At 35.6% G+C, this 312-nt stretch carries 1 pseudogene; it reads right to left on the bottom strand.

What is annotated here, in order from left to right:
* A pseudogene (locus GNY06_RS15425) lies at positions 1-312 on the bottom strand (IS1 family transposase); the annotation flags it as partial.

The following is a 312-nucleotide window of genomic DNA, read 5'->3' as shown; positions in this document are numbered from 1 at the left end:
TTCTCATTCTTGCTAAAAAATGCCCAAACAAACTATTATAAGCTTCTACGGTGAATGTTTCTGATTTTGTCTGAAGATGCTTCTCTTTAGGAACAATGCTTTGGTAGCTTTTCCAGTGATCACTTGCGATCTTCTCCATTTTGTGTTGTTTTATTGTTTCCCAAAACTCTTCTACGGTTTGATGGCTTCTGTCACCAATAACGAAATTGATGAATCTTTTTCCAAATCTATCAACAGCAATCCAGATCCAACCGTGTTTTTTTTACGCCCTATATAAGTGTGCATTTCATCTAACTCTACCACTTTTATTTC

This window comes from Elizabethkingia argenteiflava (assembly GCF_009904105.1).
Classification (GTDB): Bacteria; Bacteroidota; Bacteroidia; order Flavobacteriales; family Weeksellaceae; genus Elizabethkingia; species Elizabethkingia argenteiflava.
The sequence above is the reverse complement of the archived record's forward strand: the minus strand, read 5'-3'. Positions and strand labels throughout refer to the sequence as shown.